General features: G+C 37.8%; 13 protein-coding genes. 5 read left to right on the forward strand and 8 right to left on the reverse strand.

Annotated features, from left to right (window positions below; all coding sequences use genetic code 11):
* Positions 1-130: 130 nt before the first annotated feature.
* Complete coding sequence (locus tag WKF66_RS13495) at positions 131-1,237, forward strand: thioredoxin-like domain-containing protein (RefSeq protein ID WP_489674993.1); 1,107 nt, start codon at positions 131-133, stop codon at positions 1,235-1,237.
* Positions 1,238-1,309: 72 nt separating this feature from the next.
* On the opposite strand, the gene WKF66_RS13500 is transcribed toward WKF66_RS13495, so the two are convergent.
* A complete protein-coding gene (locus tag WKF66_RS13500; RefSeq protein ID WP_489674994.1) occupies positions 1,310-2,410 on the reverse strand; it encodes a hypothetical protein in 1,101 nt (366 codons plus the stop codon).
* Between the two features lie 157 nt (positions 2,411-2,567).
* On the opposite strand from WKF66_RS13500, the gene WKF66_RS13505 reads away from it, so the two are divergent.
* The gene (locus tag WKF66_RS13505) at positions 2,568-3,125 is read left to right on the forward strand and encodes a TetR/AcrR family transcriptional regulator (RefSeq protein ID WP_489674995.1); all 558 of its coding nucleotides are present in this window, start codon (positions 2,568-2,570) and stop codon (positions 3,123-3,125) included.
* 16 nt (positions 3,126-3,141) lie between these two features.
* Positions 3,142-4,050 carry an alpha/beta fold hydrolase gene (locus WKF66_RS13510; protein WP_489674996.1) on the forward strand — a complete coding sequence of 303 codons (909 nt, stop codon included), beginning with the start codon at positions 3,142-3,144 and terminating at the stop codon, positions 4,048-4,050.
* Positions 4,051-5,041: 991 nt separating this feature from the next.
* Here the strand turns inward: WKF66_RS13510 and WKF66_RS13515 are convergent.
* Positions 5,042-6,277 (reverse strand): cation:proton antiporter, encoded by a 1,236-nt coding sequence (locus tag WKF66_RS13515; protein ID WP_489674997.1) that lies wholly within the window; start codon positions 6,275-6,277, stop codon positions 5,042-5,044.
* Between the two features lie 93 nt (positions 6,278-6,370).
* Positions 6,371-8,293 (reverse strand): SPFH domain-containing protein, encoded by a 1,923-nt coding sequence (locus WKF66_RS13520; RefSeq protein ID WP_489674998.1) that lies wholly within the window; start codon positions 8,291-8,293, stop codon positions 6,371-6,373.
* Between the two features lie 724 nt (positions 8,294-9,017).
* Here WKF66_RS13520 and WKF66_RS13525 point away from each other — a divergent pair.
* Positions 9,018-10,439 (forward strand): serine hydrolase domain-containing protein, encoded by a 1,422-nt coding sequence (locus WKF66_RS13525; protein ID WP_489674999.1) that lies wholly within the window; start codon positions 9,018-9,020, stop codon positions 10,437-10,439.
* A gap of 726 nt (positions 10,440-11,165) precedes the next feature.
* Here the strand turns inward: WKF66_RS13525 and WKF66_RS13530 are convergent.
* From WKF66_RS13530 to WKF66_RS13540, 3 genes are all read right to left on the reverse strand, one after another.
* The gene (locus tag WKF66_RS13530) at positions 11,166-11,915 is read right to left on the reverse strand and encodes a LytR/AlgR family response regulator transcription factor (RefSeq protein WP_489675000.1); all 750 of its coding nucleotides are present in this window, start codon (positions 11,913-11,915) and stop codon (positions 11,166-11,168) included.
* Positions 11,916-11,920: 5 nt separating this feature from the next.
* Positions 11,921-14,602 (reverse strand): sensor histidine kinase, encoded by a 2,682-nt coding sequence (locus tag WKF66_RS13535; RefSeq protein ID WP_489675001.1) that lies wholly within the window; start codon positions 14,600-14,602, stop codon positions 11,921-11,923.
* A gap of 410 nt (positions 14,603-15,012) precedes the next feature.
* A protein-coding gene (locus tag WKF66_RS13540; RefSeq protein WP_489672741.1) for an IS3 family transposase occupies positions 15,013-16,091 on the reverse strand; the annotation gives its coding sequence in 2 pieces (ribosomal slippage) (positions 15,013-15,830 and positions 15,830-16,091; 1,080 coding nt in all).
* A gap of 782 nt (positions 16,092-16,873) precedes the next feature.
* Here WKF66_RS13540 and WKF66_RS13545 point away from each other — a divergent pair.
* The gene (locus tag WKF66_RS13545) at positions 16,874-17,464 is read left to right on the forward strand and encodes a class I SAM-dependent methyltransferase (RefSeq protein ID WP_489675002.1); all 591 of its coding nucleotides are present in this window, start codon (positions 16,874-16,876) and stop codon (positions 17,462-17,464) included.
* Positions 17,465-18,192: 728 nt separating this feature from the next.
* On the opposite strand, the gene WKF66_RS13550 is transcribed toward WKF66_RS13545, so the two are convergent.
* Positions 18,193-18,702 carry a hypothetical protein gene (locus tag WKF66_RS13550; protein WP_489675003.1) on the reverse strand — a complete coding sequence of 170 codons (510 nt, stop codon included), beginning with the start codon at positions 18,700-18,702 and terminating at the stop codon, positions 18,193-18,195.
* A 240-nt stretch (positions 18,703-18,942) separates the two neighbouring features.
* Positions 18,943-21,189, reverse strand: a complete 2,247-nt coding sequence (locus WKF66_RS13555; protein ID WP_489675004.1) for a S41 family peptidase — start codon at positions 21,187-21,189, stop codon at positions 18,943-18,945.
* Positions 21,190-21,237: the final 48 nt, after the last annotated feature.

The following is a 21,237-nucleotide window of genomic DNA, read 5'->3' on the forward strand; positions in this document are numbered from 1 at the left end:
TTAATACTCTATCGTAGTAAGTGTTATTTTAATGTGACCGGTAAATGAATTCGAAATCTTCCGATAACAACCGACAAATTGCTTTAAAAATTGTGCTTAATGATTTGTTTATTGCATAAATTAGAGGCAGATGAAAAACGCCTTACTCTTAATCTTCGCTTGCTGCTGTTTCACATTCGCCAGAGCACAACAGTATTCAATAATTGCTCATGTCACGGGATTTCCAGATGGCACGAAGTTTTATCTTAATGATGTAGACATAGATACCGATATTGACAGTGCCCTAATTAGAAACAATTCCTTCAGCCTAAAAGGGACTTTGGGAGAATCACCTAGGTCACTTTGGGTGTCAACCGTTTTTAATAATAAAACCTATTATTTCAGTTTGTTGATGGGAAATGAAAAAGTAAGCGTAAAAGGGGACATCAAAGATTTCCCATTTGACCTGAAGATAACCGGATCCAAAACTCAGGATGGGCATAATAAGCTAATCAGTTTAATTAAAGAAGGTTACAAACAACGTAATCCATTGGTGGAAGAGTACTTTGCATTAAAGGGAGACAGTGCCAGGGCCAAAGCAGTTCAGACGATCATCGCTAAACTTGATAGCGTAGACAAAGCAACAAGAATGAACTATGTGCGACAAAATCTGAACAGCTATTCTGGTCTTAATGCTTTGTTTGATTTAAAAGATGACTTCCCTGCAGACACCATGCGTCTCTTTTACAAGTCCATCAATCCGGAGTTTAGAAACTCCCGGTTCGGCAAACGCATTGATACCTATATTAAAGTAGGTAAGATTCTCGAAGAGGGAGACGCTTTTTATGATTTTGCTGCTCTGGACAAAGAAGGGAACAAACATCAGTTGTCTGATATTAAAGGAAAGTATATCTTGTTAGATTTCTCTGCTACTTATTGTGGTCCCTGTATAGCTTCTCTTCCTGAGTTGACTGAGGTTTCGCGGAAGTACGCCAACCAGCTGACAGTAATCACTTTCTCGGGAGATGGGGGTAAAGAAACATGGTTAAGAGGACTTAACAGAGATCAACCCCAATGGCTTAGCCTTTGGGATGGAAAAGGCTCCTACGGTGAAACAGCTATAAAATATGGAGTTTCAGGCTATCCCAGTTTTGTTCTGATTAATCCAGAAAGAAAGATCGTTTCAAAATGGATTGGTTATGACAAAGGTATTGTCCTGAAAAAGATTGAGAGCTTTCTCAATTTAAAATCAAGATAATCAACTATACCCAAACATCCATTTCAGGTATAAATCCAATATCGCTCACCCCAAGTGTCCAAACTGTGACTTTTACTTTTTAGCTGCAATAACCTTTTCGTTCTTCCGCAAAAGTATTTTAGCAATCTCGTCTTCTTTCCAGTAAACTACTATATTCTTTTTCTGCTTTTCGCTGAATGGTTTCGCATCTTCGATTAGCTGTTTGCCATAAGCATTAGCCACTAAAATATCATAGTACTGCCCATCTTTAAACCCCACCAAATTAGATAAAATTGCTTTTACCCCGGTCAGCCATGTTGGGATAGCAGTTTCTCCTATTTGAGGAATTGCCAATATCTCATTTTTAAGCACTTCTCTTTGGAAATCTGAGAAGCTTCCACAAACCAAATATTGAGGGCTATTCAGGTCCAATTCTTTAAAGTAGCTGAAATACGACTTATCAACTTTTGTAATCTCAGGTACAGCCGTACTATCCTTGCTATTCCTGTAAGCCATTTTTATTGATGTCTCAAAATTAAAGGTTCCTATGGCATAATACCAGATCCTGAAATCTCTGTACATGTATCCTTTCCATTCCTCCGAGAGTAGGGAATCCTTGTCAACTGCTTTTAATTTATCATTTACAGTGGTTTTTATATGTTTCAGAAAACCTTGAGGGCTCGTGTCATTCAGAGGAACTTTTGGATCAGGTTCTGAACTGTAAATACCTAGCATCTTATTTATAATTGGCATACTTTGCATCATCTCATACCGATTCATTTCAGGCTTGGTTTGAACGTCTTCAATGTCTAGGTTCATACTGTAGGTAATGTCTAAATTAGTAACATCGCCGCTTCTAACTTTGAAAAGAAGTGTGTTGTATGGCTTTAAACTGGTGTACAAGCCAATGATCGAAACGTCTGTCTCAACATCAACATCAATAGCGAATCTGCCTGATTGATCAATTACAGCTTTATACTTAGCGAGCTCTCCCGAGATTGGATGAGGAACTATGATCTCCACAACTCCATCATTCTTATGTCGGTCATTCGGACTAATAATTTTACCAGTAATCTTGGCTATCCCAGCTTGTATTTTAGGTGTACCTATTGCAGTGTCTGCTGGTTGTTTACAGGATAGCAATAACAGAAAGCTACACAGGCAAAAAAGGTTTAGCGTTATATATTTGATCATGAGCGTTGGTTAATTATATTCTTATTAATAATAACCATATATTTTCAAACTACCTAATCCTTTAATAATGAGCATAAGGCATTACCTCGGATAGGATTTTCATGTTAAATATAAGATAAATGTCTCTTACGTGAGACATTTATCTTATATTTGAGGCGTGAAAAGTACTAAGGATAAAATTATTGATGCCGCCGTTTTTTGCTTAAACAAGAATGAAAAGGCAAGCATTGATGAGATTGCAAGTCATTTGGACTTAAATAGAAGAACGATCCACAGGTATTTCAAAGATCGGAACACGCTAATTGAGTGTTGCCAGGAGAAAATGATGACTACGTGTAACCGGGCTATGAATGAAGCCTATGAGAGTAGCAATGACGCCTTTGAACAGATCGAAAACATGTTTTATGCCGCGCAAACTATTGGTACAGAATACTCCTTTGTTAAAAAGCTTTTTGATCGTAGTGGATATTCTGATGTGGTTAATCCAGAAATGGAAGCCTATGATAATGTCAAAGACAAATGGTTCAAGCTAATTGCAACACTTCAAGAAAAAGGGACAATAAAAAGCACAATTCCTCTCCCGTGGATTTACAACCTTTTCGGGGGGATGATAGACATTTCGATAGCCGCACAAGCGAGCGGAGACGTAGCCGTAAATGATGTCAAAAATCTCTCATGGACTGCTTTCAAAGGAAGCATTGGAATAATCAATTAATAAGATTAAGATTAAAATGAATTCAAAAACTACATCACCGCAAAACGATCAATATGATGATGAGCATCTTGTGAGCCTATTGCCAGGTTTTACCAATCAATATCAGGACGTAAACGGAACCAAACTCCATTTTGTAGAGGGTGGTGAAGGTTCAGCACTGATACTTCTGGCTGGCTGGCCTCAGACTTGGTGGAGCTTTCACAAAATTATGCCGATACTAGCAAAGCATCATAAAGTAATCGTAGTAGATTTTAGGGGAATGGGGTCTTCAAGCAAACCCGCCGAAGGTTACAGTAAGAAGAACATGGCTGGTGACATCGCATTGCTAATTGAAAAAATGGGACTTGGTAAGGTAAGTATTGCAGGCCATGACATAGGCGCAAACATTGCGATCAGCTTTGCCGGCCACTTTCCAGAGCATACTGACAAACTAATTGTTCTGGACACACCACACCCCGAAGAGGACCTTTATAAACTGCCAATGATGCCGATTGGTATGCCCGTGCATCCATGGTGGGTGGCTTTCAACCAGGTAAAGGAATTACCAGAGCTTCTGTTGGAAGGACGCTTTCATATTGTTCAGAGTTGGGTCTTTGATAAAATGCTGGTCGACAAAAACAGTATAAATGATTTTGACAGGAAGGTATATGCAAAGGCTTACGAAACTATGGAAGCGATCATGAGCTCTAATGGTTGGTATCAGGCATTTCCAGAAGATATCCAGGATATCAAAAAGATGAAGATGATTGAGGCACCAAGCTTGGGACTCGGTAGTAGTGCCGGACTTGCAATGCTTAAAACTTCCTTACCGGGATATATAAAGAATTTACAGCTAAAGGAGATTAAGAACTCTGGTCACTTCATCCAGGAAGAGCAGCCTGATGAAGTTGCAAGTTCAATACTTGAATTTTTAAAAATGAAATAAACTTCTTTTTTATAATGTCGCATCATATCTTATCGGTCTTGCGATATAATATTAGGATTGGCTACTTTAGAATTGAATGTTAACTACTGCTTGTTATTTCAATGAGTTTTAGATTCTCTGATGTAGTTCATATATCGTTGACAAGTAGCAATCGGAACTTGAAACGTAGTGCATCAATATTTGTTAGTTCGTTGAATTGCAAATCTAGATTTTGATCTGATGTACTAACTCTTACGTAGCGTGTTTTCATGTCGATTTGATTATCAAAAACTCATTTTCAGAAACAGCAAAACTATTTTGATTAGTGGAATGGGTTTATGATAATCAGTAAAAAGGAAAAGAACATATACAGCTATATAGGCAAAGATGTACTTGGTTGAATAAATAAACCTTTTACTACAATAAATTACCAACATAGGAGGGAATATTGATAATATCCAAAGGAAGGTATGCGACCATTATTTTTTCTTTTAGCTGTAAATCTAAAGCATCAAGTAGGGCAAAAAGAACAGTTATCTCGCTAAACGAAGGATTCAATTTCATCTTTTTATAGCTATAGAGTCAAACTCATTAACGCAGTAAAGCATACCCTTCCTGTTATTTGTCGACCAATTATCTTCCAAGAAATATTTTCTATGTAATTCTTAGGATGCACAATAGACCGCCTAACACAATTACCACGTGTATAATTAGAAAATAGATGGAGGGATGAAACAAGCTGTATAGTGTCGGTTTTTCTTCAACGGTGGACAATATGCGAAACTTGGTTTGTTTCTTCGCTGGAACTCTTTGTTTAATTCGGTGGCCTGTACCTACAAATGATGAACGGTGATTGAGCATTGTCTATTATTATTACAAATTTTGAGTATCCAGACCAGAGAAAATAGTGTCCGCAGTGGGCCAATTGCTTCTAAAGGTTTAATTTAAAGCCAAAGTATATTAGGACGGAAGTCTGCTTCCATCCAACTAAAGATATATTGGATAAATCGTCTCACACCTTCAATCGTTTAGCTAATTTACCTATAGTCATTCCCTGTACCAAAATCGAAAAGATAACTACGATATAAGTGATCAAAACAAACTCATCCCGATGCATTAAAGGGCTGAGTGATAGGGCCAGTGCAACAGAAATGCCACCTCTGAGTCCTCCCCAAGTTAACATTGCAACTGCATGCCGTTCAAACGGAATCTTAAATTTGAGAAAAAACACGGGAATCAAAACAGAAATCCACCTGGCAAAAAGAACAATAAATATACAGATCAAACCAATGATAAATGTCGTTGTACTTACTTTAATAATTAGCATCTCCAAACCGATAAACAGAAAGAGAACCGCATTGAGAATTTCATCAATGAGCTCCCAAAATTTACCTAGATAATCCTGAGTAATGTCGGACATACCTTCTCTTTTTGATTTGTTTCCGGTAATCAATCCGGCTATAACCATTGCCAATGGCCCTGAAACATGCAGGTGTCCGGCAATAAAATAGCCTCCCATTACTATGGCTAATGTAATAAGCACTTCAACTTTATAATCATCTATAGATTTCAACGCCCAGTAACCCACGTAACCCAGCAATACACCAAATAATAACCCCCCCACGGCTTCCTCAAGAAACAGCGTAGTGATGGAAAGTGCTGATACACTTCCTGATGCGGAACGTGCGATCTCTACAAGGCTAACAAAAATCACGACAGCTACTCCATCGTTGAAAAGAGACTCACCAGAAATCTTAAGTTCCAGGGAAGCCGGAATCTTTGCTGCCTTAAGTAGACCTAGAACCGCTATCGGATCGGTTGGAGAAATAAGGGCGCCAAATAATAAACAGTATATCAGCGAGACTGGAGTACCGAACCAGGAAAATAAATAAAAGGTTAGTCCACCTACTACAAACGTTGAAATTAGAATCCCAACAGTAGCCAGTACAATTACCGCCAGCCTTTGCTGTTTCAGTTTTCCAGCATCGACATGAATAGCTCCGGCAAAAAGCAGAAAACTTAGCATGAAATTCATCAGCACCTCCTGAAAATCTACAGAGCTGGCCAGTTCTATTGCTTTTTCGGACAAGACAGACGTTGAATTGCCAAAGCTGACCAGTACAATAGAACATATTAGCGATAGTGCCATAATCCCTATTGTAGGAGGCCACTTGATGAACCTGTGATTGATGTATGCGAATATTGCAGCAAGTACGATGGTAACGGCGATAATTTCTTGGGTGTTCATTTCTTTATAAACTAAGCTAAAAGGTGCGTAACAACATATGGTTGGTGAAATAAGAACTCCTTTCTTTTCACCAACCAATATTTTATTTAATATCTATTTCCCTATGGCAACAGGAGCCAATTCTTTAGACTCTTTGCGGTCCGGATCCATTAATTCCATTAGCTTAATTCCAAGTAAACCGTCCATGGCTGAACCACCACTTCCGCCAACCAGCACATCAGGAATTAATTTAACATTTCCTTTAGACAGCTCTTCAGTGATCTTATAACGGGTAAAGTTTTCGCCTCCGAGTGCTTTAACAGCCAGTTCGTAAGACTCTGCTGTAGATTTACCAATTGCCAGAATTTTACCAGCCTCCGCATCGCCAGTTAATGATATCTGCTCTGCTTCGGCTGATGCCCTTAATTTAATGGCTTCAGATTCTGCCTGAGCTCTGGCTCTGGTTGCCTCTGCCTCGGCATGCGCACGCATCTTGGTTGCCTCCGCCTCTGCACCCACCGCTAGTTTTACACCGGCGGCATCACCTTCAGACTTTTTAACTGTAGCACTTGCCGTACGTTCGGCGATTTCCACACTTTGCTGCGCTTTTACCATATCCTTTTGCATATCTGCAATGGCTGTTTCTTTCTCCATCCCCTGACGCGTTTCCTGCGCTTGCTTTTGCGTATTGTACGTTACTTTTTGCTCCTCAGCAAGTTTACGGTCGGTCAGGGTTTTCATTAAAGACTCCGGAGGGACAATATCACCAATCAAAGTGTCGACAGCATTGACGTTGTACTCATCCAGCACCTTCCGGATATGATCCTTAGCAGATTCCTGCCTCTCTTTCCTCGTACCAAGAAATGCAATTACGTCGCTATCCTGGGCAGAGTTACGGAAGTAGTTGCCGATGGTAGGCTCCAGCACCTGTGAAACCAAATTAACCATGTTTCCAAAACGTGCGATCACCTTTGGTGCCTCTGTAGTGGGCACATGGATGATCTGCGCTACATCCAGATTGAAAGGAAAACCATCTTTAGACCGTACGGTAATGGTACTAAGATTCTTATCCAGATTATGCGCCTCGCTACGTGCCGACGCCCAGTTCAGTACCAGATTCGTGGTCGGCACCAATTCTACTTTCATTACATACTTATTGACTGGGTATTTACCTGGACCCAGCGGCTCCAGCCAAACTCCTTTGGAGCCTTTTGCAACAATATTTCCATGTTTAAAATCAACTCCAGTCAGATCGTTCCCGTCATTTCCTATATAAGAAATAACTACCCCTACGTAACCAATCGGAATTTCAGTCATTGGAATTTGTTCCAATTGGATCGCCCAGGGGTTCAGGTTATATGATCCAGCCAGAATTACCTGAGGTTGTAAGCCCCGGTTACCACCATATTTAATGAATGCATCAAAATCCTGGAAGTTATTATGAGCCTCTATCAAATTGCCGGCAATCTGACCAGCGTCAATTGGCAGCCCGTCCAGGGTGGTCACAATGCCGACCATACTTTCCTGGATGCGGACCATGTCTGTAACGGAGACTTGAAACAAGAGCGTATTAATCCGGTAAGAGCCGGAGGTAATGTAGGAGGTCTGCCTGCCCCGTTGCCCGCCATTTTCCAGAAACTTAACTGCATCCTGAAAATTATCGCAATCCACACGGTGCCCCAGAATATTTCCGGTTGGAATTTCTGCGCCGTCCTTTGCCAGGAGCAGCCCGATCTTTCCCTCAGGGATAACTGTAAATTCTTCCATGGTCACACTGTACTGCCAGACCCACATCCTGAAGTACAAACCCGGAGCAAGGGTTTTCCCCTGAAAACCGGCTTCGCCTTTTATTGCGATGATCCTCCCATCGGGCAGTTCCTTGTCTGCCCCAACCAGTACAAATTTCTTAGTAACCAAACCGACCCGGTCTTCTGGAACCACGACCATCCCGAATAAAAACCGTAAAATATATTTGTTCAAACCCGCACATAACAGTGCCACCAAAACCCACCAATAATTAAAAAGTAGTGTTTCCATAATCTGTATTATTTCATCTTTTAAAGCCCAAAAAACATTAATTGAGCCTGATTTTGATGTCAAATAACATGGTTAAAAACCACATTTAATACTAATTTTAAATATATATTTTCATCGATTTTAAGGCCCCAAACATGATTTAGGCGCGATTATCTTAAAAATCCCACCTGCACTTGATTTTGCTAAGGATCGCGCATTAGCGGTCAGGAAAATGACCATAAAAGCAATATTTAAGAATGGAGCGTATCATCCCCTTTCAACTTTAGTAAATTTCTATTATTGCACCACCTATGCTTAAATTGTAACCAGACTTTGGCACCCAAATATAGATTTGAAAGTAACCGTTTTACACACTTAAAAAAAGCGACCAAAGCATTATCACCCCGATAAATTAGTTACAGGCCATATCAGATAAACAAAGATTATTGTCAGGCTAATAGTGGTAATGCACTGAGGTCCTTAAGATCTAAATTTTTTGCAATATTATTTGATAAGATAGGAAACTGCACTGATCACAGTCAGTAAGGCCAGCAAATTTGTAAGTAATTATTCATGTAGGTAACTACTTAATAGCGTAATAGTCGTAGTTTTATGCAATTGTCAAAGAATAGTGTTTTCATGTTTTTATGACTATTATAGGCAGCAGTCTAAACATCAATTTGACCGTATCGGGAATATGTCTAAAAAGGAGTTAGCTCGTTATCTAAAACCAATTATCCTTGTTTTGGTAACTTTTTTAATCAGTTGCACGCCTGCAGTATCCGACCAGAAAACAGATGCGACTGCTAGATTAGCCATTCGATATTTGAATGACCGTAAACCTGATAGTATTTACGAGCTAGTTGGCGAAGCATTTAAAAAGCGTTTACCTCCTGCCGCTTGGGCAAGCGTCTACACAAAGCAATTGTCCGGTCTGCTGCCACTCGAAAATATGACCTTGGTATCCCAGAATGATTCTTTAAGCATTTACAAAGTGGATCTCAACGTATCATTAAATGGCAAAATCGCTACCAGACCTTTCCAATTTGAGGTAGGTGCTTTAGATAAATACGGCAAGATCAGCAGTATAGCACTGCATCCTTACGCTGAAACCAGTTTAAAAGCAGAAAAGGCGCCTAAAGACAATAAAATGGTCAGTTACTTAGACACAGCTGTTGACAGAGTTGTATCTCCCTATATTCAAACCAAGGGCAACGTTGGTATTAGTGTCGCTGTTTGGTATAAGGGGAAAAGCTTTTTTTATAATTATGGAGAGCGTAAAATCGGCAGTAAAATTCTGCCTAATAATCATACGCTCTATGATATCGGTTCCGTAACAAAGACATTTACTTCTACACTGCTTGCAATTGCTGTTCAACAGCGATTGTTGACCCTGGAAACCCCGATTGCTAAATTCCTACCGGACTCTGTGGCGGAAAATCAAGGATTGAAAAACATAATCTTTAAGCAGCTCGCTAATCACACATCCGGTCTACCACGTGATGTTGATAATTTCGGGCCCGCAATTACTGATGCCAATCAGCCTTTTGGAAACTACAGTGTTAACATGCTGTACTCATTTTCAAAGGATTATAAACTGGAAAAGGCTACAGGGAGGTATGAATACAGTAACGTAGGAGTAAGCTTAATGGGTACAATACTCGAAACGGTTTTCCATAATTCGTATCGGAACATAGTAAGAGGGCATATCACATCCCAATTAGGGATGAACGAAACTGTCATCGAAATTGATACCACGAAATTCAAAAACCTTGCTCAGGGGTATAATATGTACTACCAGCCTGTGCCTTTTTATCGTATGCAAGCAATGGAGCCAGCCGGCGCTGTCAAAAGCTCGACATATGATCTTATAGCATATGCAAAAGCGCAGCTATATAGCCGCAATGATAGACTTGATTCGGCTATAAGGTTAACTCATAAGGTCAGCTATGAAAAAGGCCCTAATAAAATAGGTTTGGGATGGCAGTACTTGGACACCCGTAAAACCGTTCTAAACCATGATGGGGGAGCGGGAGGTTATTTCAGCAGTATTTGTATAGATTTAGATAAAAAACTAGCAGTAGTTGTTTTGACTAACAATACCAGCAATGGGCATGTTCTGGGTAAAAATTTAATCGTCGCTATACAGGCGATCAATCCCCGATAACTAACAAATAGTTACTCACAGTAGATGAGGGTACATTAGTGGGCCATACAAGAATGGATTTGTCTAAAAAAACGAAATGACTGTAAGCGCATAAGCGTTTTAGGTGCATCTGCACACTATGCCGCAATTATTTAATATATCACTACAACCCAAATGTCTTCCTAATTGCTATTAACAAAACACGATTAAATAAATAATACCACCGATCCAACTCGAATACCAATGTTTGCATAAAGTTTTGACTGTGTAAAGTTATACCAGCTTAATGTTCTTTTAGTTTCCATATTTATTTATCTAGAAATAAGGAAAAATAAAATTCCCCAAGCGGCAATGAATACCAAGCCGGTATAAAGTTCCCAAATTCTTTTCTTAATGTCTTTCGTTATGAAGGTGCGATATAGTATATAAAGAATAAAAATGGCGAAAAGCGGTGGAATCATTAAGCTATACATAACATCTATTTTTTTATAAAGATAATAATATCGATACTCTAATATACAATTGTTAATCGTCGTCCTCTTCAATGTATGCCCTGTAATCTCAATTAATCATTAAGCTCTATGTTATCGAAAAACGGTAAGTATAAAAAGATAGCCTCGGTCGGTGTAGGATATTCCTTTGTCTTAAAAAACGGAGAGTATTTGTAGGTTAATGATTAAAAGATCCTGATGTGAGCGTAATTTGTGACTTATGCAAATATTTATTTTCAATTGAGGATTGAAACGCTTACCTCAATATTTTACCCAACACCTCATCTTTCTTTTGCCTTGAAATCGGCACTTGGCTTCCATCCTCCATGGCGATGTAACCACCGTCAGTTTTCACATAAGAAGAAATCTTTTTGACGTTAATTAGGTGTGATTGGTGGGTACGTATAAAATGATGCCCTTCTAGCAATTCCTGGTAGTCTTTTAATGTTTTACATACCAAATAATGTTTATGATCTGCAAGGTAGATATGCGTGTAATTGCCTTCAGCTTCCAATCGTATTATCCTGCTTATGGTGATAAATTCGATCTTATCAGCAAGCGGTATAGCTATTTTTTGTTCATCACCCTGGCGGTCAATATTGGCCACCAGCTCCTTTAACCGTTCATCTTCTTTTCTAGGACTAATTTGTTTAATGGCCTTGTCAATAGCACCGCTCAGCTCCAGAATATTAATAGGTTTAAGCAGGTAATCTAAAGCGCAAGCTTTAACAGCCTGTATACCATACTTATCGTACGCGGTAACAAAAATTAGCTCGAAGTTTTGCTGACCGTTCAACAACTTTAACAAATCAAATCCAGAGAGTTCCCCCATTTCAATATCAAGAAATAACAGGTCCGGCTTATGTTGTGCAATTAACGGCAAAGCGGTCATAGCGGAATCTGCCTCAGCAACGATTTCTACTACAGGGCAATAATTTGTTAGCAGTTGCTTTAGGTTGCTTCTGCTCTTCTTTTCGTCGTCAACTATAATACTTCTGATTTTCATGTTCATTAGTCTACAGGAATAATCAAAATGGCTGTAACGCCCTTCCCGGCCATGTTGCTACTTATCTCTAGCTTGCCTTTAGTATCAGGCGTGTTTAACAAGTTTAGTCGCTCGCGTACCAACTTTAAGCCAAAACTATTATGATCATCTTTAATTATTCCATCCCAGCCAGAACCATTGTCGCTAATTACGATCTTAAGGCAATCAGCGGTTTTGCTAACTTCCAATTTCAAAGTGCCCGAAGTTCCTTTATGAGCTATGCCGTGCAATATGGCGTTTTCAATAAGCGGTTGGGTAATCATCCCCGGTATTTCAATCAAATTCGTATTGATACCATTATCAACTTGAATGTCAAACACAAAATCGAAACGCAGTTGCTCCAATTCAACATACAAGGTTACAGCTTCTAGCTCATCAGCAAGGCTTACAAATGTTTTTTCAGAATTGTTTAATACTCGCCGCATCAGCAAAGCAAACTTTTCTAAATAAATATTCGCTTCTTTATATTGTTGATTGTTGATGAGCGATTGGATGGAATTTAACGCATTGAAAATAAAATGTGGATTCATCTGAGAACGGATTGCTTTCACTTCCAACTCTTTTATCTTTCTTTTTAACGATTCTTTTCTTTTGAGATTATCTACCCTTGCTTTGTAAATCCAAAAAAAAAATAGGCCTGCAAACAAAATGGAGCCTGCGCTCCATCCTATCGTTTTAATCAATTCTGCTTTCTGCTCCTTGGTCATTACATTTGACTCAATTGCTTTTTCTATCATGTCCTCTACTATTAACTGATCGTCAGGAGAGTCATCTAACAAGTAACTGGATATAATTCGATAGTCTGAATCAAATGTATATACCTTCGTTTGCTGAAAGTGCAACTTAAAATTCTTTAGGAGGTTTTCTAAGCTAACTTCAACGTAAGTGACATTGGGCATTTCCCTTAGCGTCTGATGTATCGTACTTCTCTCCACTGCACTTACACTTTGTGCAATTAGAAAATGTATTTCATTTCCTTTTTGCTTTTTAATAATATCTATATAATCTTTTAGTACATCGGGATTATTAGAATTTACAATGATAACAAGGGGCTTTCCTTTGAACTTGGCAAGATCAAGCGTATTTCCGTCGTTGGTAGGAAGCTCTTTTGCCGGACTAGGATTGCCGGGCAACCATGGCTTTGCTTCTGTCCATTCCTTTTTTACACGATTTACCATTGTGGTATCGCCACAATTATTGATAAAATCTTCATAATAAGTTTTCAACCTTTCTGCAGTTTCCACCTCACTTTTAAGGAGCTCATCTCTTAGAGAATTATAAATAGAATAATACAAAGGATACCCGTTAAATGAGGCCATGGCGGTTGCATAGTTAGCTAAAAAGCCATGCTGACTGGCATTCGTCATTCCTAACTTGGTTTGCTTGTAGGATAGCAACCACTTCATGTACCAAATGTAATGGAGACCACCCTCCGAAATATTCAATGATACAGGTAAAGTATCAATTCTTTCAAAATAATCTTTAGGGAAGTCGTTTAAAGACATTTTTGGCTTTAAACCCTTGCGGTTGAGTGTAAAGAATTCCAGTTTAGTACCCGCCTGGGTGATTCTAAAATTACTCCTGTTATTCTCTATTATTTCTACAGGAACATGCTTTTCATACCTACTTAAAACGTTGTCAAAGTCCTTTTGCCCCTGCTTTTGGAACAAAAGAAAGTCAGTAAATGATTTATCCCGGTATTTGCTTTCATTAACCCATTGACTATTAAAAATAGGCCTCAGTTCTTTGCTTAATTCCGCATTAGCGGCTGCGTTTCCTGAAAAGGAGACCGTGTTATCGAAATCTAATCGGTCTGCTTTAACGATAAGCGTATCAAACGGTTCTAGCTGTGCGTAAAAGGTCTTATACTCGTCAAATTGACCCATAACCCAAAGCTGTTGATCGGTAAAACCAGCTAAAACACCAGCGTTAAATGAACCATCCTTGTTGAACTTGTAAATTTTTCTATCAAATTCATAAATGGTATCTATCGGGGTGATATTAGCAATATGTCCTTTAATTATCGCATTCGTTGGCAAAGTAAAAGAAGCCGATTTGAAGATTAGATTAGCGATGTCATTTGATTCTGACAAGTGCAGCGTTTTAGGCATTGGTTTACCACTAATTAAAGAGCTCATCAGGGTCTCAGAAATTCTTTTTAATTGTACAACCGGGAAAATGTTTTCAGATGAGAACTCTTCTTTTTGAAATGAAGCATTGGTTTTAACGGTAATTAAAGAGAAATTAAATTTTCGAGCTGTAGACAATACAGTTACGTTTGATATTTTCCCGTTGCCATTAGTGGTGATTTCGTAAATCTGCTTAGTAAGATTCTTTTTTCGGTTCTCAATGTATTTGGGATAGTAAGAATCATAACCCCACCAAGTGTTGTCTGTATCAATATATTTTAACCGCAGTCGCTCAATTGTAACTTTAAAAGTTAAGTTCCTATTTTTCAGCTTATTGGATACCTCGTATCTAACCCTTAGGTTATAGTCAGAGTTACGGGATAAATTACGGATCCGAATACTTGCTTCGAGCCAATCTCCAGATTTAAAAGTTATCGGCGGATTCTTTTTTTGAGCAAAAAGCTGCGAAAGCGTGAGCAACAAAAATACTCCAAGGCTTAAAAGTGTTTTCTGTTTCATAATTTAAGATTTAAACAAAAAAAGCTACAATACTTCACATGGCTTTGGTTCATTGAGCAAATGGAGTGTTTGAGTTATTATTTGGTACAATTATAACTTATTCGCATCCCTAACTTAGCTAGTTTATCACTATTAGTCATAAATTATTATCTGGATAATGTAATCTATTTGGTAAGGTATAGAGCATTTAACTTTTTTGTAACCTTTTATAAATAACTCATGATAAAAAGTTTTCCCTTCCGGTTACCTTTAGTACAACACCAAAGGAATATGAAAGCAAAAGGCGACTTTAAGAATGCTTTAAAACCTACACGAACATATAATTTCATCTTAGATTTATAACTTCATATCATTTGTATCAATGTTGCCTTGTAAGCTTCCCGTAAAATCAGACCATTCAAAAGTAGAATTTAGCTGCTAATATCTAGCAACAAATCAGCTGGCGTTTTAAAGCCTAGTGCTTTGTGTGGCCTATGATTATTGTAATCATACATCCATTCTTCAGCTTTTTCTCTTACTTCGTCCAGTGTTCTGAATATGTAAGCATTCAATAATTCCCTACGCATACTCCCGTTAAATCGTTCCACATATGCATTTTGAGTTGGTTTACCGGGTTGAATAAATATCAAGGTAATCTTTTTCTCATTACACCAATCCCCTAGCTTATCTGAAATGAATTCTGGACCGTTGTCGACTCTAATCATGCTTGGTAGACCTCTATACTGCTCTAACGCTTCCAATGCTCTTACAACCCTATGAGCTGGTAACGACAGATCAGGCTCGATGCACAAGATTTCCCTGTTATAATCATCTACTATGTTCAGTACTCGAAATTTCCTTCCGTCCCATAAGCTGTCGCTCATAAAATCGATTGACCATACCTGGTTGATGGCTTCAGGAGTAGACAGAATTTGTTTTACTCTGGCGGGAAGTCGTTTTCTTGCTCGCCGTCTTATATTCAATTTCATAGCAGTATAAACCCTGTATACCCGTTTATGATTCCAAAGAAAGCCTTTGCGTCTCAATCTGTGGTAACATTTCCAAAACCCAATAACAGCATGCTTTTCAACGAGCACTTTCAGCTCATCAATAATCTCATCATCATCTTTCTGCTTATGAATATAGAAACAACTACTTCGAGGAACGTTTACACATAAACACGCCTGACGATGGCTGATTTTCTTGACCATTTCTTCCACCAGCCCGCGTTTTTCATCAGACGTTAACGCTTTTTTTCTACAGCTTCTTTAAAAGTTTCATGTACCAGACTCAGATTTGCATACATTTTTTTAAGCCGGGCGTTTTCATCTTCCAGCTCCTTTATCCTTTTCAGTTCGTTAACTTCCAGACCACCATAACGCTGACGCCACTTGTAGAAGGATGCAGTGCTTACACCTAAATCACGGCATAGCTCATTAACATTCCTACCATTTTCATGTTCCTTGATTGCTTTGACAATCTGAGTCTCCGTAAATCTTGACTTTTTCATATTACACATTTAAAGTTAAAAATTCTTTTTATCGCCCGCGCTACGCTTGGTCGAGAATTCTACTTTTAAATGGTCAGCTTTTAGGGAAGCTTACAGCCTAAATTCAGAAAAATAGGATTTTGTCGTAAAATCAACGGTATGATTCCCCCATCCTATATTATTTTTTCTTTTAGCTGTAAAATTTGAAAGCTTAGAACAGCAAAGAGAAATATAGTTTCACAAAACGAAGGTATGTCTGATTCTGTAAGCTCTATATTATCATTAAACGGTGGTGGCTGTTGCACAACTATCCCGGTAATTGAAATGGTCAATTTTTGGCTTCTTTGATAGCCTGAGAATCTGATAAAGACGCACACAAAAAGTTCGAATCGCTTATAGCCAATTCTCAGTGCGTTGCGACAATTTAATGTGCACACATTATTATTTGCGAAGGTTGTGCAACAGCCACGGTGGTTTTATGATAGGCTACTTTGGGTAGCAATGCTATATCTTGTCTCAAAAAACGAAGATTTGCTAGCTATCCTTTGAAGGATTAGGCTTCTGAAACCAAGTATTGTATTAAACATAAACTCGGAATAAAAGGATCAAATATTATCTTCCATTCAGCAGCTTTAGTGCAAATAATCAAATTTCTAATTAGTTTTATACTTGTTGATTGTAAAAGAAACTTGGCCATGGCCAAACATGGAAGGCTTCAAAGTATGCAAAAATATGCATAATAACGGTCGGTACCTGAGTAAGTCTTTTGATAGTATGGACATGGTTTAAGAAAAAGTTAACAGATGAACAAGCAAACTACGGCCTTTTATAACCATTTCTCATTTTTCTACCCAGTTGTAGATCTATTCCTTAAATCACAAAAGAGATTATTGTTTAATGAACTAAACATTTTGGCTGATGGTAAGGTGCTGGAGATCGGAGTTGGAAACGGTGTGCATTTAAAACAGTATAAAAAACATGATGTAATTGGAATTGATACCTCTACTGCGATGCTGAAAACCGCGCGTAAGAAGCTATCAGGTAATGTAAAAGTTTTTGAAATGGACGGCGAAGCACTCTTATTTGAGGATCAAACCTTTGATTACATCGTTCTGTCTCACGTTATTGCAGTAGTAGATAATACAGAGCAACTGTTGAAGGAAGTGCACCGTGTCCTAAAGCCACAAGGAAAAGTATTTATTCTAAATCATTTCACACCTAATAACTGGCTCAGACATATTGATCACATCTTTGAAGGCATAGGAAGGCTTCTTCGGTTTAAATCGCTCTTTCACATTCAAGACTTTAGAACGATTCAAAAATTCACGCTTCAGAAGGAAGTCAACGTTGGAATAGCATCCTACTTTAAGCTTTTGATCTACCAGAAAAGATGAAAAGGAATATTTTCTTATTGGCATATTGTTGCTTATCAGTCTTCTTATTTATGTGTTTTATCGCACAGAAACCACTGTGATCAATGAGCTTGTCACCTGTGTCATTTCGATGGGGGAGTACACCATTTTAAAGGCGGAAGTTGTGTCTAGTATACCATTAAGCAATGTTGTGATCTATTCGTTACCCGAGGGACTATGGATGTTTTGCATTACGCTGGTCTCAAAGCCATATTACCTTAGCCTTTTCGGGCAGCGTATAAACTGCTTGTATATTCCACTTATCTTGTGTTTTTCATTGGAGATACTACAGCTTCTTCATGTAACCAATGGCCAGTTTGACTACATGGACATTGTGATTTTTGTTCAATTTTGGTTACTAGGACGTTATGCTTTGCCTATTAAAAATGAACAGCAACATATATTTACCAGTGTGAATTCTAAAACATTTTTTTGTTTAGTTACTTATGGGATTGTCTATTTAGCGCATGTCGTTAAATAAAAAAAGTGTAGTAGTCTTAAAAAACGAAGGTTCCAGTCTCAGCTTTTCTTTTAGCTGTTACATAAACTCAGATAAATAAACCCACAAAGATATATTGATATTATTATTCATTTATACTTTGATATTAGGTACTCATGTTTCCATAAAATATGATCTTGCAGAATAAAAGCATTTTCAAATGCCAAGTGTGACCTAATTTCTTTTCTAAAATTGTTTCTATTAATTTAGGCTATTTGAAAACAATATTACTTAGCAACGTTTTTAATACCTCGTTGGCTTTAAGGGAATCAGCTTTTTTAAATAACACCCCCCCTTTTAATCCTTTATTATTTTTTGGCTCAGAAATAAAATTAAAGAGATATTCATCACTCTTATGACGCTTATGAATGAAAAACTTTTTACCCTTAATGTTTATGATGTCTACTTCATCATTTGTACCAGCAGCACGTATTTCCTCCATGTTACCTAAAGTTCGTTCTTTCAATTCATCAAGATCCATAGGGCTACTGCGCTCATAATCTTCAAACCCAATAATTATGCTTCCAGTTTTATACATATTTTTTAATCTGGAATTCATTCGGGGCTTATCAAAGTTTTTTTGAATAAAAAGTACGGCTTCTGCATTGTTAATCTTTTGAACTTTGTTAGGAACTTTGATTAATGCAACTTGACTAAGTGGTTCTTGTCGGAAGTTAAATGTCAAAAAATAAATAAGACAATTTATAAGAATAAGTTTCATAGTAATAATAATTTTAAAATTTATTAGTTTGATGGACATGGAAGAAGTTCTAAAGCACCTTTAGTATTCAATCTTATTAACTTTAGGAGTTAAAATTTAAGCTGTGCTATAATAGTATTTCGACCGCTCTCATGCTTCTCTTTTAGCTGTAGATCTAAAGCATCAAGTCCGGCAAAGAGAAAAAAATTATCTCATTAAACGAAGATTTCATTTTCGATACGGGTCACAATACGATTTCTTTTAATACTTAGAATTTATTACAGTAAGTGCTTTTTCCATTAATTCGTCTCTGCCTTCTTTTATACCTTTTATGGTTGGGTATATTTTATAGTCAATCTTTACACCTGCACGCTGAGCAGCAGTACCATCTGGGTAATAGATACCTAAACCAGAAATTCTCGTCACTAATCCACCAGGTAGAGTTATTTCAGAAACATCGCCATCTGCACCAGCTGTAGTACTGCCTACTACTTTTACATTTGCAGAACTTTGAAATGCCATAGTCGTATATTCAGCCTGGCTTTGCGACGTTGAATTTACGATAACCACTACATTTCCTTTAAATGGTTCAGGGCTGCCATCATGCGCATATGCCCTAAATCCGTTCTCAATAGGAGCTATGAAATTAAATGACCCAGGATAGTCAATAACTGCTTGCGTCATATGGACAAAAGGGCTTTGGCTTTTTTTAATGTAATTGCCAAAAGTAAACGGCATGAACTCTGAAGGATAACACCGCATGTCAATAATAATTCCTTTGACACTATTAAAAGTTCTACTAATCTCCGCAAGCATACTGTTCTTATATTTTCCCGGAAAAACATAGCCAATGTTGCCATCCATTATCTTAAAAGCTTCTGCTTTTTCAAATAAGATATCTTTATAGCCAAAATCTGAAGATAATGTTGGTACACTGTATTCAAACTGCTTACCATTTCTATTAATGGTCAACTTTACCCTATCCTGGTTACTTCTTATGAGACTTCTAGATAGATCTCGTAGTTGAGTATCATAATTAGAGGAAGATGTATAAGGTAATAACTTCTGAACCAGGTGATTTATCGTTACATCATTTATCTTGATGATTTCATCACCTACCTTCAAACGCTTTTTTAATCCCAAAGTATCAGAATGCAACGCAAGTATTAAAAGCTTATTCTCGATAAAGCTGGCTTGAAGAGGCAGTATAAACTTACCTTTAAATTCTAGTAGTGCCTTATTCGGACCATAAAGGGCAGCATGTGAATCCTTAATCCTGCTTACTAATTTCAACATTGCTAACATATATTCCTTTTCATTTTTCGCGTTAATGAATTCTGGTAAAGCAGAAGATAGAACTTGATTCCAATTCTCACCAATGAGTTGACGAGAGGGGAAGAAATAATTAATGATTCCCCAATATTTATATAAAGCGAGAATTCTGTAGCCAGCATCAGGATAAGTCATTTGCCAATAATTCCACTCATTGTGAAAGTCTGGATTTCCAATTGGAGCTAGAGTCACGTAATAGTTCGGACCTATGTTTCTATTGTCCCTAACATCAGTAAGCCTTTCTATCAATGTTTTATTTAGAGTACCTGAATCAAATAGGAGTCCATAGTCGGGTTTTATGAAGTATTGCTTATTCGCAATCTCAAGACAATTGGTACATTTTCTTGGAGTAGGAAGTTTCTTAATGAAAGTTTCTAATGCTTCGCTTAAAGCATTATTATCTTGAGCATTAATTATTGTAGGCAAAAGTCTAAATAGTTCAGCATCCCAGTTGTAATCACCACGGGCAATTGCAGGATGATGATATTTTAAAAATGACCAGAACTGACCTGTTACAGTCAGATTTTTAGTTGTCTGATAGTTTAGCTTGATATCATTAATTCGTGAAGAAGCGTTAAAAAACGTGTCTGTTTGTGCTTTGAGTACAGGGCGTGCAGATATCTTTGCTTCTTTTAAGGTTTTGCCGTCAACCTGAACTTCTAATTGATCAAACCAAGCTTTTCCATCGCCTACTAACAAACCTCCAACACTAAGCTTACCGGCTTTCGCTGAATTATATGGAACCGTAATTACATATCTCTTCCAGTCGGTACTACCCTTTGCTCCTCCATCCGACATGTTCTTTAAGATAAGAGAATTACCTAAGGCATCGTCAACCCTTGCCCAAAGGCCAGCATATCCTGTATTAATATCTTTAGTTTTAATGTATCCGCTTAAGGTAATGTTAGCTCCTTCAAAGGTCTTTTCAATAGGGAAGTAGAAAGCTCCGAATTCAGCACCGTCTTTTGCTTTTTCTATACTTAAAGAATATTTCCCGTTTTGTTTGATGTTGCTGTCCAGTTGCTTGATATAACTTCCAGAACTATCGCCACGAATTACCCAACCTACCGGTCTATGTGCTTTATCAATAGTTTCAAAACCACCATTAAGATGGCTTTCTGAAGATTTACACCGCGTAAGGAAAAAGATGATAGATAGAAAAAGAAGACATCTCATGAAATTAGTTTTTAGGAGAAGTTGGCTATGTTCAGCAATGTCTTAAAT

The sequence above is a fragment of the Pedobacter sp. genome (genome assembly GCF_037719805.1).
Classification (GTDB): domain Bacteria; phylum Bacteroidota; class Bacteroidia; order Sphingobacteriales; family Sphingobacteriaceae; genus Pedobacter.

Bases quoted from the DNA above. Each gene is read 5' to 3' on its own strand.
- WKF66_RS13515 (WP_489674997.1), bottom strand. From the start codon at position 6,277: ATGAACACCCAAGAAATTATCGCCGTTACCATCGTACTTGCTGCAATA.
- WKF66_RS13495 (WP_489674993.1), top strand. From the start codon at position 131: ATGAAAAACGCCTTACTCTTAATCTTCGCTTGCTGCTGTTTCACATTC.
- WKF66_RS13550 (WP_489675003.1), bottom strand. From the start codon at position 18,702: ATGAAACTTATTCTTATAAATTGTCTTATTTATTTTTTGACATTTAAC.
- WKF66_RS13545 (WP_489675002.1), top strand. From the start codon at position 16,874: ATGAACAAGCAAACTACGGCCTTTTATAACCATTTCTCATTTTTCTAC.
- WKF66_RS13510 (WP_489674996.1), top strand. From the start codon at position 3,142: ATGAATTCAAAAACTACATCACCGCAAAACGATCAATATGATGATGAG.
- WKF66_RS13520 (WP_489674998.1), bottom strand. From the start codon at position 8,293: ATGGAAACACTACTTTTTAATTATTGGTGGGTTTTGGTGGCACTGTTA.
- WKF66_RS13535 (WP_489675001.1), bottom strand. From the start codon at position 14,602: ATGAAACAGAAAACACTTTTAAGCCTTGGAGTATTTTTGTTGCTCACG.
- WKF66_RS13530 (WP_489675000.1), bottom strand. From the start codon at position 11,915: ATGAAAATCAGAAGTATTATAGTTGACGACGAAAAGAAGAGCAGAAGC.
- WKF66_RS13555 (WP_489675004.1), bottom strand. From the start codon at position 21,189: ATGAGATGTCTTCTTTTTCTATCTATCATCTTTTTCCTTACGCGGTGT.
- WKF66_RS13500 (WP_489674994.1), bottom strand. From the start codon at position 2,410: ATGATCAAATATATAACGCTAAACCTTTTTTGCCTGTGTAGCTTTCTG.